Raw genomic sequence first — 15,136 nt, forward strand, 5'->3', positions numbered from 1 at the left:
TGTCTGTTGTCTGTTTCATATTCAACGTGAGCAGTGTTGATTGTGATTCCTCTTTCCTTTTCTTCTGGCGCCTTATCGATTGATGCGTAATCGAATGCTTCTGCGAATCCTTTGTTTGCTAATACTGTTGTAATAGCAGCTGTAAGAGTTGTCTTACCATGGTCAACGTGACCGATTGTTCCAATATTTACATGGGGTTTATTTCTTTCGAATTTTTCCTTTGCCATTATAAATTCCTCCTTAATAGCAATCAATATATAAAATGTTTACGTCAACATTATAACGTAAAAATCCCTTAATATCTAGCTTATTATAATTCTTTAATATTTTATTATATATTTGAAAAAATATCTATAGTGCTATTTACATAGCACTAAAAATATTATTTATTTCTTTCACCAGCGATTTTTTCTTGTACGCTCTTTGGTACTTCATCATAGTGATCGAATACCATTGAATAGTTACCTCTACCTTGAGTTCTTGATCTTAAAGCAGTTGCGTAACCAAACATTTCTGATAGTGGAACGAAAGCTCTTATGACTTGTGCACCATTTACTGCTTCCATACCTTCCATTCTACCTCTTCTTGAGTTGATATCACCAATAACATCACCCATGTACTCTTCTGGTACAGTTACTTCAACCTTCATCATTGGTTCAAGTAATACAGGGTCTGCCTTTGCCATAGCGTTCTTGAATGCCATAGAACCAGCAATCTTGAATGCCATTTCTGATGAATCGACTTCATGGTATGAACCGTGTACTAACTTAACTTTGAAGTTAATAACGTTGTATCCAGCTATAATACCATTTAAAGCTGCTTCTTGGATACCAGCATCAATTGCAGGAATGTATTCCTTAGGAATAGCACCACCAACAATAGCATTTTCAAATGTATATTCTCCTTCAGTTGGTTCCATTTCAATAATAGCATGACCGTATTGTCCCTTACCACCTGATTGCTTAGCATACTTAGCTTCAGCCTTAACTGGCTTTCTTATAGTTTCTTTGTAAGCAACTTGTGGAGCACCAACATTACATTCAACCTTAAATTCTCTTTGAAGTCTATCAACGATGATTTCAAGGTGAAGTTCACCCATACCAGCGATGATTGTTTGACCAGTTTCTTGATCAGTATAAGTCTTGAATGTTGGATCTTCTTCTGCAAGTTTAGCAAGAGCTAATCCCATCTTTTCTTGACCAGCTTTTGTCTTTGGTTCGATAGCAACAGAAATAACTGGTTCTGGGAATTCCATTTGTTCAAGGATTATTGGATTTTCTTCAGAACATAAAGTATCACCAGTAGTAGTGTTCTTTAATCCGATGATTGCTCCTAATTCTCCTGCTTCTAAGCTTTCTACTTCTTCTCTGTGGTTAGCATGCATCTTAACAAGTCTTCCGATTCTTTCTTTCTTACCCTTAGTTGAGTTAAGAACGTAAGTACCACTGTTCATAACACCAGAATAAACTCTTGTGAATGCAAGTCTACCTACGAATGGATCTGTAGCAATCTTGAATGCTAAAGCAGACATTGCTTCATCATCAGATGCTTTTCTAACAGCTTCTTCTCCATCTAAAGTAGTTCCTTGTACTGGAGGTATGTCTAATGGTGATGGTAAGTATTCAATAACTCCATCAAGCATTTCTTGAACACCCTTGTTCTTGTAAGAAGAACCACATATACAAGGATAAATTTGGTTAGCTATAGTAGCTTTTCTTAATGCAGTCTTAATTTCTTCTTCAGTGATTTCTTCACCTTCAAGATATTTCATCATTAATTCTTCATCAGTTTCAGCTACTGCTTCTAACATTATACCTCTGTATTCTTCAGCTTGATCAGCTAATTCAGCAGGAATTTCTTCGATTCTTATATCCTTACCTAAATCATCATAGAATACATTAGCTTTCATAGTAATTAAGTCTACCATTCCTTTGAATGTATCTTCATTACCTATTGGAATTTGTATTGCAACAGCGTTAGATTTTAATCTATCTCTTACAGTGTTTATACATCTAAAGAAATCAGCTCCTGTAGCATCCATCTTGTTAACGTATATCATTCTTGGTACACCGTATTTGTCCGCTTGTCTCCATACTGTTTCAGTTTGAGGTTCAATACCACTCTTTGCATCAAGAACAGTAACTGCACCATCAAGTACTCTTAAAGATCTTTCAACTTCAACTGTGAAGTCTACGTGTCCTGGAGTATCAATTATATTAAGTTCATGACCTTTCCATTCACAAGCAGTTGCAGCAGAAGTAATTGTTATACCTCTTTCTTTTTCTTGTGCCATCCAGTCCATTTGAGATTCACCAGTGTGAGTTTCTCCTATTTTATGTGTCTTACCAGCATAAAATAATATACGCTCAGTTGTTGTAGTTTTACCTGCATCAATGTGCGCCATAATACCAAAATTACGGAATTTTTCTAATTCGTATTTTCTAGCCATTAATTTTTCCTCCTCTCAATGAGTTATTATAAATTTTAGAAAACTGCTTTGGCAAAATAGCCAAAACAGTCCTTGATATTAGTATCTGTAGTGAGCAAAAGCCTTGTTTGCTTCAGCCATCTTATGAGTATCTTCTCTCTTTTTAACAGCTGCTCCTGTATTATTAGCTGCATCCATTAATTCTCCAGCTAATCTTTCAGCCATAAGCTTTTCTCCTCTTTTTCTAGAAGCTGCTAATATCCATCTGATACCTAGAGTCTGTCTTCTTTCAGCTCTAACTTCTATTGGAACTTGGTAAGTAGCCCCACCTATTCTCCTAGCTTTTACTTCTAGTAAAGGCATTACGTTATTCATTGCTTCTTCGAATATTTCTAATGCTTCTTTACCAGTTTTTTGAGCCATTATTTCAAATGCGTTGTAGCAGATTTTTTGTGCTACTCCTTTTTTACCATCTTCCATTATGTTGTTTATAAGCTTAGTAACAACTTTTGAGTTGTACATTGGATCTGGTAATACATCTCTTTTTGCTATATGTCCTTTTCTTGGCACTTTTCTTCCCTCCTTAACATGATAATTTAAGTTCATTGGTACTCGATATTATTTTAAATATCGCAAAGTGCTAACTTCTTCATCTATATAAACTTACGTTAAAATTCTTAATAAATCTATGTAAATGCTGAAGATAAGCACTACACTTTGTTAAGATTCCTATTTCTTAGGTCTCTTAGCACCATACTTAGATCTTCCTTGCATTCTGTTAGCTACACCAGCACAATCTAATGCACCTCTTACGATATGGTATCTAACACCAGGAAGGTCCTTAACTCTACCACCTCTTATAAGAACAACACTGTGTTCTTGTAGGTTATGTCCTACACCACCAATGTATGCAGTAACTTCATATCCATTTGTAAGTCTTACTCTGGCAATTTTTCTTAACGCTGAGTTAGGCTTCTTTGGAGTAGTTGTTTTAACTACAGTACAAACTCCTCTCTTTTGTGGACACTCTTTAAGTGCTGGAGCAGTTGATTTAGTAGTAATAACTTTTCTTCCTTTTCTAACTAATTGGCTTATAGTTGGCATTTTTTCACCTCCTGAATTTTTATTTATCTATTTTAATTTAAAAAGATAAAACATAATTATAAAACTAATGCAGCTGAAGATTCAACTTCAATACCACATAGTTTACCTAGTTCCTTCATAGTTTCAACAAACTTAATATCTACTTTTTTTTCATTTGCTAACTCTATTAATGGTGCGATTAATTTTTTATCAACATCTTTTGCTACATATAAAACTCGACCTTCATCATTTTTCAACAACTTGGTACATTGTTTTATTCCAATCACTTTTTTATCTACAATTCTTTCTAGCACAGGATTCCTCCTTCTATTTAATTCATAAAGACGAAGCTTTACCACTTCGTCTCCATGAAATCATGTAGACAATCATATTGTAGTGTAGCTTTAAAATCACACAATTCGTATTTTATCATTTAAGCATACACATGTCAATAAAATTGCATTGTATTATTCTTCTATATTAATATAATCTCCTTGATTGTCTTTCTTTTCTTCAACATCAAGTTTGATTGATCTATATCTCATCATACCTGTTCCTGCTGGTATTAACTTACCAATAAGAACATTTTCTTTTAATCCAACAAGTGGATCTATCTTTCCTTTGATTGCTGCTTCAGTTAAAACTCTTGTAGTTTCTTGGAATGAAGCTGCTGATAAGAAACTATCAGTTGCTAATGCTGCTTTAGTGATACCAAGTAACGCTTGTTCTCCCTTAGCTTCTTCACCGCCAAATTCTCTTGCTTTATCATTCGCTTCATCAAAGTCGAATATATCAATCATAGTTCCTGGTAATAAGTTTGTATCCCCAGAATCAGAAACTTTTACTTTTCTTGTCATTTGTCTAACAACTACTTCTAAGTGCTTATCGTTGATATCAACACCTTGTAATCTATAAACTTTTTGAACTTCTGAAAGAAGATATCTTCTAGCTCCATCAATTCCCTTGATATTCATTATATCATGTGGATTTACAGAACCTTCTGTTACTTCATCCCCAGCTTCTATAAAGTCATCGTTGTTAACTTTAAGTCTTGAACCGAAAGGAATGTCATAACTCTTTTCTTCTCCGTCTACTCCCATTACGTAAACAGTTCTCTTCTTCTTAGTTTCTTCAATTCTTACTGTACCAGCAATTTCACTTACAATAGCAAGACCCTTAGGTTTTCTTGCTTCAAAAAGTTCTTCAACTCTTGGAAGACCTTGAGTGATATCTGCTCCGGCAACACCACCAGTATGGAATGTTCTCATTGTAAGCTGAGTACCTGGTTCACCGATTGATTGAGCTGCAATTATACCAACTGCTTCTCCAATATCAGTTTTCTTACCAGTAGCCATGTTCATACCATAACATTTAGCACAAACTCCAGTTTTACACTTACATGTAAATACTGATCTGATCTTAACTCTGTTTATTCCTAAACCAGTAATAGTTCTTGCCATTTCACCATCAACATAAGAATCTTTTTTAGCAACAACATTGCCACTATTAGGATCAACAACATCTTCTGCTAAGAATCTTCCTGTTAATCTTTCTTCTAATCCTTCAATTACTTCGTTACCTTCTTTAATTTCAGTAACATACATACCTTCATTAGTTCCACAATCTTCTTCTCTTACGATAACATCTTGTGAAACATCAACAAGTCTTCTTGTTAAGTATCCTGAATCGGCTGTCTTTAAGGCTGTATCGGCATTACCTTTTCTTGCACCATGTGTTGATAAGAAGTATTCAGAAACATCAAGTCCTTCTCTGAATGACGCTCTGATAGGTAATTCGATAATTTTACCTGATGGACTGGCCATAAGACCTCTCATACCTGCTAATTGCTTGATCTGAGACTTAGAACCTCTGGCTCCTGAATCTGCCATCATGTAAATTGGATTGTATCTATCCATACTTTCGTATAATGCATCGGCAACATCTTCTGTTGTCTTAGTCCATTTATCGATAACTCTTTCATATCTTTCATCATCAGATATGAAACCTCTCTTATACATCTTTTCTATCTTATCTACAGTTTCATCTGCTTCTTTTAATAAGTCTTTCTTAGCAGCTGGCACTATCATATCTGATGCAGCAACTGTAATAGCTCCGATTGTAGAATAATGATATCCTAATGCTTTAATCTTATCTAGCATTACTGATGTCTTAGCTGGACCATGTTTTACATAACATTTATCTATTATCTTTCCTAAAGATTTCTTAGTAACTAAGAAATCAACTTCAAGATTAAATTCTTCTTCTGGATTGTTTCTATCAACAAATCCTAAGTCTTGAGGAATTGATTCATTGAATAATAATTTACCAACAGTAGTTTTTATTATTCCACTTTTCTTAACTCCATCAACTTCTTTTGTCATCTTTACATTAATCGATGAGTGAACTTCTATTTCTTTTAATTGATAAGCCATTATAGCTTCTTCTTTACAATAGAAAGATTTTCCGCTCTTATCATCATCTTCTTTATCCATTGTTAAATAGTAAGAACCAAGTACCATATCTTGAGTAGGTACACAAACTGGCTTACCATCAGATGGTTTTAATATATTAGTAGCTGCAAGCATTAAGAATCTAGCTTCTGCTTGTGCTTCTACTGATAATGGTAAATGCACTGCCATTTGGTCTCCATCGAAGTCAGCGTTGTAAGCTGTACAAGCTAATGGATGAAGTTTTATAGCTCTACCTTCAACTAATATTGGTTGGAATGCTTGAATTCCTAATCTATGAAGAGTAGGAGCACGGTTAAGTAATACTGGATGATCTGCAATTACTTCTTCAAGTACATCCCATACTTGAGATTGTAATCTTTCCACCATTCTCTTTGCACTCTTAATATTGTGTGCAATACCATCTTCAACTAACTTCTTCATAACGAAAGGTTTGAATAATTCGATAGCCATTTCCTTTGGAAGTCCACATTGATACATTTTTAATTCTGGACCTACAACGATAACTGATCTACCTGAATAGTCAACTCTCTTACCTAGTAAGTTTTGTCTAAATCTACCTTGCTTACCTTTTAACATATCTGATAATGACTTAAGTGCTCTGTTTCCTGGTCCAGTTACAGCTCTTCCTCTACGTCCATTATCGATAAGTGCATCTACTGCTTCTTGAAGCATTCTCTTTTCATTTCTTACTATGATATCAGGAGCACCTAAATCTAATAACTTCTTTAATCTGTTATTTCTATTTATTACTCTTCTGTATAAATCATTAAGATCTGATGTAGCAAATCTTCCACCATCTAATTGAACCATTGGTCTTAAATCTGGTGGTATAACTGGGATAACATCTATAATCATCCAAGTTGGATCATTTCCTGATTGTCTGAATGATTCGATTACTTCCAATCTTCTAATAATTCTTATTTTCTTTTGTCCTGTACTTTGTTTAAGTTCTTCTTTTAACTCAACAGCTTGAGAATCAAGATCTATTTCACTTAATAGTCTCTTTACTGATTCTGCTCCCATTCCAGCAACAAAATTTTCTTCTCCATATTTTTCACAAGCTTCTCTATATTCTTTTTCATTAAGAAGTTGTTTCTTTAATAATGGAGTTTCCTTTGGATCAATAACTACATATGAAGCAAAGTATAAAATCTTTTCTAGAGCTCTTGGTGACATATCAAGTAATAATCCCATTCTTGATGGAATCCCCTTGAAATACCAAATATGAGATACTGGGGCAGCAAGCTCTATATGCCCCATTCTCTCTCTTCTTACTTTAGCTTTAGTAACTTCTACGCCACATCTGTCGCAGACGATACCCTTATATCTTATTCTCTTATATTTACCACAGTGACATTCCCAGTCTTTAGTTGGTCCAAATATTCTTTCACAGAATAAACCATCTCTTTCTGGCTTTAATGTTCTATAGTTTATTGTTTCTGGTTTTTTAACTTCCCCTCTAGACCATTGTCTAACTTGTTCTGGTGAAGCTAATCCTATTTGCATTGCATCAAAATTATTTAATTCAAACAAGGGTACATCCTCCCTTCAAAATTAGTGTTCGTCATTGAAATCATCTAGTACTAAATCTTCTTGTAACCCATCTAATTGGAAATTCTCGAAGTCTTCATCAACTTCTTGATCCATATCTTCTTCAGATGTATAACTATCATTTGTATCAACATTAGATTCAGTATGAGTCATTTCTTCTGTACCTTCCATGTTAACACCTAAATCTTCAGTATCATCATCTGAGAATTCTTTTAATTGAACTTCTTGATGATTTTCATTTAACACCTTAACATCTAAGCATAATGCTTGAAGTTCTTTTATTAAAACCTTAAATGATTCAGGTATACCTGGTTCTGGTATATTTTCACCCTTAACAATAGCTTCATAAGTTTTAACTCTACCAACAACGTCATCTGACTTAACTGTTAGTATTTCTTGTAATGTATGTGCAGCACCATAAGCTTCTAGTGTCCAAACTTCCATTTCTCCGAATCTTTGACCACCGAATTGTGCTTTACCACCTAATGGTTGTTGAGTAACCAATGAGTAAGGTCCTGTTGATCTAGCATGTATCTTATCATCAACTAAGTGGTGAAGTTTTAAGATATACATGATACCAACTGTAACTAAGTTATCAAATGGTTCTCCTGTTCTACCATCAAATAATACTGTCTTTCCGTTTGCATTATATCCTGCTTTTTCAAGACATTCTTCTATATCAGTTTCTGTTGCACCATCAAATACTGGTGTTGCAATATGCCATCCTAATTGACTAGCTGCCCATCCTAAGTGAACTTCAAGTACCTGACCGATGTTCATACGTGATGGAACCCCTAGTGGGTTTAAGCATATTTGAAGTGGTCTACCATCTGGTAAGAAGGGCATATCTTCTTCAGGAAGTACTCTTGAAATAACCCCTTTGTTACCGTGACGTCCGGCCATCTTATCTCCAACAGATATTTTTCTCTTTTGAGCTATATAACATCTAACAAGTTCATTTACACCTGGATTTAAGTCGTCTCCATTTTCTCTTGTAAATACCTTGATATCAACTATTATACCTGCTTCTCCATGAGGAACTCTTAAAGAAGTATCTCTAACTTCTCTTGCTTTTTTACCAAAGATAGCTCTTAATAATCTTTCTTCAGCTGTTAATTCAGTTTCACCCTTTGGAGTTACTTTACCAACTAGGATATCTCCTGCTCTAACTTCAGCACCTATTCTGATTATTCCTCTTTCATCTATATCTTTAAGAGCCTCTTCACTTACGTTTGGAATATCTCTTGTAATTTCTTCTGGTCCTAACTTAGTATCTCTAGCTTCTGATTCATATTCTTCAATATGCATAGATGTAAATACATCTTCTCTAACTAGTTCTTCAGATATAAGCATGGCATCTTCGTAGTTATAACCTTCCCAAGTTATGAATCCCATTCTTATATTCTTACCTAATGCTATTTCTCCTAAATCAGTAGAAGGTCCATCTGCAAGTACTTGGTTCTTAAATACTATTTCACCCTTATCAACTATAGGTCTTTGATTTGTACAAGTTCCTGCATTTGTTCTCTTAAACTTAAGTAACTTATAAGTATCGATTCCTCCATCAGAATCTCTCTTAATTCTAACTTCATCACCTGATACATAAGTAACTACACCAGTATTTTTAGCTTTTGGAAGAACTCCAGAATCTACTGCTGCTTTATATTCAATTCCTGTACCAACTATTGGTGCTTGTGGCTTTAATAGTGGAACAGCTTGACGTTGCATGTTTGAACCCATAAGCGCTCTTGAGGCATCATCATTTTCAAGGAAAGGAATCATTGCAGTGGCAACAGATACTATTTGTCTAGGAGATACATCCATTAAATCTACATCTCTTGCTGGTACTACAAAGAACTCTTCTTTGTTTCTAACTGTGATTTTGCTATCTACAAAATGTCCATCTGCATCTAGCGGTTCTTTAGCTTGAGCTACTAAATATTGATCTTCTTCATCAGCTGTAAAGTATCTGATTTCATTTGTAACTCTTTGATTTTCTTTGTCAACAATTCTATATGGAGTTTCTATAAATCCATATTCATTTACCTTAGCATAAGTTGCAAGTGAGTTGATAAGACCTATATTTGGACCTTCTGGAGTTTCAATTGGACACATTCTACCGTAGTGAGAATGGTGAACGTCTCTAACTTCAAATCCAGCTCTTTCTCTAGATAAACCACCTGGTCCTAGAGCAGATAATCTTCTCTTATGAGTTAATTCTGAAAGTGGATTTGTTTGATCCATGAATTGTGATAACTGTGAACTACCAAAGAATTCTTTAATAGCTGCAGCTACTGGTCTTATATTTATTAACATTTGTGGTGTTATTGCTTCTTGGTCTTGAATAGTCATTCTTTCCTTAACTACTCTTTCCATTCTTGATAAACCAATTCTGAATTGGTTTTGAAGTAATTCACCAACTGATCTAAGTCTTCTATTTCCTAAATGGTCAATATCATCAACATATCCTACTTCATAAGGAAGACCAATTTCGTAACTTATTGTTGCAAAAATATCTTCTTTGATAATATGTTTAGGTATTAACTTATTTATGTTTTTCTTAATTTCATTCTTGATAGATTCTTCATCATCAAAGTTATCAAGAATTTCTTTTAATGTAGGGTAATGTACTAATTCTTTTATGTTCAAATCAGAAATATCGAAAGATATATGTTTATGTATATCTACAAAGTTATTTCCGATTACTTTTAATACTTTATCTTCTACAAGTATATCAACTGAATTAATACCAGCATTTTGAATGTCTTCTGCCATTAATCTGCTAATTTTTTCTCCTTCTTGAACCATAATTTCTCCAGTAGAAGGATTAACTATATCAGTTGCTGCTATTTGATTAGCAATTCTTAGGTTTAATGCAAGTTTCTTATTGAACTTGTATCTACCAACCTTAGATAAATCGTATCTTTTTGCATCAAAGAATAGTGAATCAATTAATGATACAGCACTATCAACCGTTGGTGGTTCCCCTGGTCTTAATCTCTTATAGATTTCTAATAGCGCTTCTTCCCTAGTCTTAGTATTATCTTTTTCTATAGTGGCCATGAATCTTTCATCTTCACCAAAATACTCAAGTAATTCTTGATCAGTTCCAAATCCCATTGCTCTTGCAAGAATACTTATTGGAAGTTTTCTTGTCTTATCTATTCTTACATAGATAATATCGTTAGAATCAGTTTCATATTCTAACCAAGCTCCTCTATTTGGAATTACTGTAGATGCAAATAATTTTTTACCACTCTTGTCTCTACTAACACTATAGTAGACACCTGGAGATCTTACTAACTGGCTTACTATAACTCTTTCAGCTCCGTTAATAACAAAAGTACCTTGTTCAGTCATTAATGGGAAGTCTCCCATAAATACTTCTTGTTCTTTTATTTCTCCTGTTTCTTCATTCTGTAATCTTACAGAAACCTTCAATGGTGCTGCATAAGTCGCATCACGTTCCTTACACTCTTCCACTGAATACTTAATATTATCCATATCAAGCTTGTAATCAACAAATTCTAAAATTAGATTTCCTGTGAAATTGCTTATAGGATTAATATCATCAAATACCTCATGAAGTCCTTCTCTTAAAAACCAATCATAGGAATCTAATTGCACTTCAATTAAGTTTGGCATTTCGGTTACATCTTTAACCCTTGCAAAACTCATTCTTGTTCTTTTTCCAACTTGGACAGGATGTACCATGAATTTTCACCCCTTGTATAAACTAAAATAACCAAAAACACACTTCCCCTAGGGACTTGTGCTTTCGGAGAGCATCATCTTTTTAGTATAACCAACATATTGTTATATTATACTGCTTTTTTTCATTATTATATACTTATCCATATTGAACAGTACATCTAGTAATGATATCACAATGTGTTTTCATTGTCAACCCTTTTTTATTTTTGTCTTTAGACAAGAAAAAAGGTGCTAATACATATATAGCACCTTTTTATTTAAAAGTAAAATCTTACTTGAATTCTACTTCTGCTCCAACTTCAGCTAATTTAGCTTTGATATCTTCAGCTTCTTCCTTAGCTACAGCTTCTTTTAATGTCTTAGGAGCTCCATCTACGATTTCCTTAGCTTCTTTTAATCCTAATCCAGTTATTTCTCTAACAACTTTGATTACTTTGATCTTTTGAGCACCAGCGTTTGATAATACTACGTCGAATTCTGATTTTTCTTCAGCAGCACCACCTGCAACTGCACCACCTGCAACTGCTACAGGAGCAGCAGCGCTTACTCCGAATTCTTCTTCGCAAGCCTTAACTAATTCATTTAAATCTAAAACGCTCATTTCTTTTATAGCTTGAATGATTTCTTCTCTTGTCATTTAAATTGCACCTCCAAAATTACTTTCCAATAATTATTTTAAATTATTCAGCTGATTCAGCTTCTTTTTTTTCTTTTATTGCATTTAATAAGTATGCAAGGTTTGATAATGGAGCCTTGATACTTCCAAGAAGTTTTGCAATAAGAACTTCTTTTGATGGTATTGAAGCGATTTGTATAACTTTTTCTGTGTCATATAATTGTCCTTCAACAATACCAGCTTTTAACTCTAGCTTCTTGTGATCTTTAGCAAAATCATTTAAGATTCTTGCTGGAGCTGTAGCATCTTCGTAACCGAAAGCTATAGCAACAGGTCCTTCTAAGTATTCAGAAAGTCCTTCGATCCCTAATTCTTTAGCTGCTAGAGTTACTAAAGTATTTTTGTATACTTTGTATTCTACTCCGTTTTCTCTTAAAGTCTTTCTTAGTTGAGTATCTTCTTCAACAGTAAGACCTTGATAGTCAGCAAGAATAACAGCTTGAGCTTTTTCTAACTTTTCCTTAATTTCAGCAACTTTTGCTTCTTTTAATTGTCTGTTCTTGTTCATTACTGTGTGTCCACCTCCTCACAGTTTATAACTGCTTTATTGTATTAATAAAGGCCTTCCCGTAGACAAAGGAAGACCTATAATAAACTTATATGCTACCCTCGGTAGGTTGTTTTACGTTACGCTTAAAGCACCTACTGTCTACGGAGTTATATTCTTTTTTCACAACGAAGTTAATTATATCACCTTCGTCGATATTAGTCAATACTAATCTAAAGCTTTTGTAGCATTTATTTTAGCTGAAGGTCCCATTGTACTTGAAACACTTATAGATTTTAAGTATTGTCCCTTAGCTGATGCTGGTTTAGCTTTTACTAAAGCTTCCATTAATGTGTGGAAGTTTTCTTGTAGCTTTTCAGCTCCAAATGATTTCTTTCCGATTGGGCAGTGAACGATAGAAGTCTTATCAACTCTATATTCAACCTTACCAGCTTTAATTTCAGATATAGCTTTAGCCACATCAAATGTTACTGTTCCTGATTTTGGGTTTGGCATCAATCCTTTAGGTCCTAAAATTCTACCTATTCTACCAACAACACCCATCATATCTGGAGTTGCAACAACTACATCGTAGTCGAACCAGTTTTCAGTTTGGATCTTTTGAACTAATTCTTCAGCTCCAACGAAATCTGCTCCTGCTGCTTCTGCTTCTTTAGCTTTTTCTCCTCTTGCGAATACTAAAACCTTAGAAGTTTTACCTGTTCCGTTAGGTAATACTACTGCGCCTCTTACTTGTTGGTCTGCATGTCTTGGGTCAACACCAAGTCTTACATGTAATTCGATAGTTTCATCGAAGTTAGCTTTAGCAGTCTTAACGCAAAGCTCTAAAGCTTCAGCAGGACCGTATAAAGTATTTTTATCTATTAACTTTGCACTTTCAACATATTTCTTTCCCATAATAAGCCTCCTTTGTGGTAATAACGGTTTTTACCTCCCACGAATTTATGAATTACTCTTCGATAGTTACACCCATACTTCTTGCTGTACCTTCGATCATGCTCATAGCATTTTCGATTGTTGCAGCATTTAAGTCTGGCATCTTCATTTCTGCGATCTTTCTAACTTGTTCCTTAGTTAACTTACCAACCTTAGTTCTGTTTGGTACTCCTGAACCGCTTTCTAATCCTAATTCTTTCTTGATTAGTACAGCAGCTGGAGGAGTCTTTAATATGAAACTAAAAGATCTATCTTGATATACTGTAATTACTACTGGTATTATTAATCCTGCTTGATTTGCAGTTTTTGCATTAAACTCCTTACAGAATCCCATAATATTTACACCATGTTGTCCTAATGCTGGTCCAACTGGTGGTGCTGGTGTTGCCTTACCTGCAGCAAGTTGAAGTTTGATCATTCCAGTTACTTTCTTAGCCATTTGTTATTCCTCCTATACTGTGGTGTTTACGGACTCTTCGTCCTCCCACTTAATTAAAAAAACCAGTTTATATTAAACTAATTTGTCAATTTGATCAAAATCTAGCTCAGCTAATGTTTCTCTACCGAACATATCAACTGAAGCTTTGATTTTATGTTTTTCTAGATTAATTTCTTGCACTAATGCAACAAATTCTCTTAAAGGTCCTGAGATTACTTTTACACTTTCCCCTACTTCGAAATCTACTTCTTCAGGAATTTCCATAACTCCCATTGATTCAACTTCTTCTTCAGTAAGAGGAACAGGTTTAGATCCAGGCCCAACAAACCATGTCACTCCTCTTGTATTTCTTACGACATACCAAGATTCATCTGACATTAACATTTTTACCAATACGTATCCAGGGAACTTCTTCTTTAAGGTTACTTTTTGCTTTCCATCTTTTTCTTCAATTACCTCTTCCATAGGTACTTGAATATCTAGAAGCAAATCTTGAAGATTTCTGTTTTCAACAGTCTTCTCGATGCTTGCTTTCACCTTATTTTCATAGCCTGAATAAGTATGTACTACATACCATCTTGCTTTTTCACTCATATTTAGCTCGGTGAAAACTCACCTAACCTCCCTTACTTAAGTTTCAAAATCGCTTCAAAGAGGTTTTGAAAAATATAATCGAAGCCACCTACAACAACTGTGTAAAGTACGGTAGCCACAGCAACAGCAATTATCGCTTTTTTAGTTTCATCTTTAGTGGGCCAAGTTATTCTTTTAACTTCTCCCTTGATATCTCTAAAAAATTTCAAAATGCCACCTTTTTTAGTGGTATTTTGTACTTTTGTACTACTGTTTACAGCCATTCTTATCACATCCTTAAATTTGGTAAGTCTGTGTCATTACTTAATCGCAAATTACTTAGTTTCTCTATGAAGAGTGTGCTTCTTACAGAATTTACAATATTTTTGCATTTCTATTCTGTCTGGGTTATTTTTCTTGTTTTTCATTGTGTTGTAGTTTCTTTGCTTACACTCTGTACATGCTAAAGTTACTTTTACTCTCACGGTCTGCACCTCCAGTTATTCCTATATATTTAAGAGACTATTCTCTTAGAGTTTCGACTAATTACCTACTTGTGAGTCACTTGTTCACAATATCACACTAGCCTTTGAATGTCAATATAACATTCTTTGTAAAGGACTAGGTAAAGCTACCCAGTCCTATATTAAACAATTAAATAATTAAATTATTCTATTATGCTAGTAACAACACCAGAACCTACAGTTCTACCACCTTCTCTGATGGCAAATCTTAATCCTTCGTCCATTGCTACTTC

General features: G+C 34.3%; 14 protein-coding genes, 1 pseudogene and 1 other annotated feature. All 15 genes and pseudogenes read right to left on the reverse strand.

The window, feature by feature from the left end; translation table 11 throughout:
* Positions 1–227: GTP-binding protein (locus tag BM384_RS09860; RefSeq protein WP_242946003.1), on the reverse strand; the 227-nt coding region annotated here is incomplete at its 3' end.
* Between the two features lie 155 nt (positions 228–382).
* Positions 383–2,449 (reverse strand): elongation factor G, encoded by a 2,067-nt coding sequence (fusA, locus tag BM384_RS09865; protein ID WP_090013283.1) that lies wholly within the window; start codon positions 2,447–2,449, stop codon positions 383–385.
* Between the two features lie 78 nt (positions 2,450–2,527).
* The gene (rpsG, locus tag BM384_RS09870) at positions 2,528–2,998 is read right to left on the reverse strand and encodes a 30S ribosomal protein S7 (RefSeq protein ID WP_090013285.1); all 471 of its coding nucleotides are present in this window, start codon (positions 2,996–2,998) and stop codon (positions 2,528–2,530) included.
* Between the two features lie 159 nt (positions 2,999–3,157).
* A complete protein-coding gene (gene rpsL / locus BM384_RS09875; RefSeq protein WP_090013287.1) occupies positions 3,158–3,532 on the reverse strand; it encodes a 30S ribosomal protein S12 in 375 nt (124 codons plus the stop codon).
* A gap of 56 nt (positions 3,533–3,588) precedes the next feature.
* Positions 3,589–3,825: a ribosomal L7Ae/L30e/S12e/Gadd45 family protein gene (locus BM384_RS09880; protein ID WP_090013289.1), complete on the reverse strand. Its 237-nt coding sequence runs from the start codon at positions 3,823–3,825 to the stop codon at positions 3,589–3,591.
* Between the two features lie 153 nt (positions 3,826–3,978).
* Positions 3,979–7,515: a DNA-directed RNA polymerase subunit beta' gene (rpoC, locus tag BM384_RS09885; RefSeq protein ID WP_090013291.1), complete on the reverse strand. Its 3,537-nt coding sequence runs from the start codon at positions 7,513–7,515 to the stop codon at positions 3,979–3,981.
* Between the two features lie 21 nt (positions 7,516–7,536).
* A complete protein-coding gene (rpoB, locus tag BM384_RS09890) occupies positions 7,537–11,247 on the reverse strand; it encodes a DNA-directed RNA polymerase subunit beta (RefSeq protein WP_090013293.1) in 3,711 nt (1,236 codons plus the stop codon).
* 271 nt (positions 11,248–11,518) lie between these two features.
* On the reverse strand, positions 11,519–11,884 hold the full coding sequence (gene rplL / locus BM384_RS09895; protein ID WP_090013295.1) for a 50S ribosomal protein L7/L12: 366 nt from the start codon (positions 11,882–11,884) through the stop codon (positions 11,519–11,521).
* 43 nt (positions 11,885–11,927) lie between these two features.
* Positions 11,928–12,431 (reverse strand): 50S ribosomal protein L10, encoded by a 504-nt coding sequence (gene rplJ, locus BM384_RS09900; RefSeq protein WP_090013297.1) that lies wholly within the window; start codon positions 12,429–12,431, stop codon positions 11,928–11,930.
* A gap of 37 nt (positions 12,432–12,468) precedes the next feature.
* Positions 12,469–12,596: a sequence feature (ribosomal protein L10 leader region), on the reverse strand.
* Between the two features lie 42 nt (positions 12,597–12,638).
* Positions 12,639–13,328 (reverse strand): 50S ribosomal protein L1, encoded by a 690-nt coding sequence (gene rplA, locus BM384_RS09905; RefSeq protein WP_090013299.1) that lies wholly within the window; start codon positions 13,326–13,328, stop codon positions 12,639–12,641.
* A gap of 52 nt (positions 13,329–13,380) precedes the next feature.
* Complete coding sequence (gene rplK, locus BM384_RS09910) at positions 13,381–13,806, reverse strand: 50S ribosomal protein L11 (protein WP_090013300.1); 426 nt, start codon at positions 13,804–13,806, stop codon at positions 13,381–13,383.
* A gap of 72 nt (positions 13,807–13,878) precedes the next feature.
* The gene (gene nusG / locus BM384_RS09915; RefSeq protein ID WP_090013301.1) at positions 13,879–14,400 is read right to left on the reverse strand and encodes a transcription termination/antitermination protein NusG; all 522 of its coding nucleotides are present in this window, start codon (positions 14,398–14,400) and stop codon (positions 13,879–13,881) included.
* A 32-nt stretch (positions 14,401–14,432) separates the two neighbouring features.
* Positions 14,433–14,663 (reverse strand): preprotein translocase subunit SecE, encoded by a 231-nt coding sequence (gene secE, locus BM384_RS09920; protein ID WP_090013303.1) that lies wholly within the window; start codon positions 14,661–14,663, stop codon positions 14,433–14,435.
* A 51-nt stretch (positions 14,664–14,714) separates the two neighbouring features.
* Entirely contained in the window at positions 14,715–14,864 is a 150-nt protein-coding gene (rpmG, locus tag BM384_RS09925; RefSeq protein WP_090013305.1) for a 50S ribosomal protein L33, read from the reverse strand.
* Positions 14,865–15,046: 182 nt separating this feature from the next.
* A pseudogene (locus BM384_RS09930) lies at positions 15,047–15,136 on the reverse strand (elongation factor Tu); the annotation flags it as partial.

Source organism: Clostridium sp. DSM 8431 (assembly GCF_900116755.1).
GTDB lineage: Bacteria > Bacillota > Clostridia > Clostridiales > Clostridiaceae > Clostridium.